This is a genomic window from Neisseria sp. P0021.S007 (assembly GCF_051956855.1).
On sequence record NZ_JBQCXA010001074.1, the window covers coordinates 1 to 536 of the forward strand.

General features: G+C 50.6%; 1 protein-coding gene. It reads left to right on the forward strand.

All coding sequences use genetic code 11. The annotated features are described in order from the left end of the window. Positions 1-405, forward strand: a 405-nt coding sequence (locus ACTHUR_RS17595) for an ABC transporter permease subunit (RefSeq protein WP_440400012.1), incomplete at its 5' end; no start/stop codon positions are given. Positions 406-536 lie beyond the last annotated feature (131 nt).

Genomic DNA, 536 nt, shown 5'->3' on the forward strand with positions numbered 1-536 from the left:
GTCGTTATCCGTTCGCGCTTGGTGGAATTGGACCAATCCTTGGAAGAAGCCGCTATGGACTTGGGTGCCCGTCCGCTGAAGATTTTCTTCGTGATTACCCTGCCGTTGATTGCCCCTGCGATTGCTTCCGGCTTCCTCTTGGGCATTACCCTGTCTTTGGACGACTTGGTAATTACCTCTTTCCTGTCAGGCCCGGGTTCATCGACATTGCCGCAAGTAATTTTCTCCAAAATCAAACTCGGTCTTGACCCTCAGATGAACGTTTTGGCAACCATCCTGATCGGTATCATCGGTACGCTGGTGATTGTCGTCAACTACTGGATGATGCGTCAGGCAACCAAACGGGAACGCGAGGCTGCCGAAGCCTACCGCCAAGAAAAATTGGCAGCCGAGAAAGCCGCCTAATATGCAGACAGGCTGTCCGATAAAGTGTCGGAACAGCCTGTTTTATTAACTGCATCTTATCCTTTCAGACGGCCTGAACCCAAACCCACATTCCAGGCCGTCTGAAAACCAATTTCAATGAAGTGAAAACC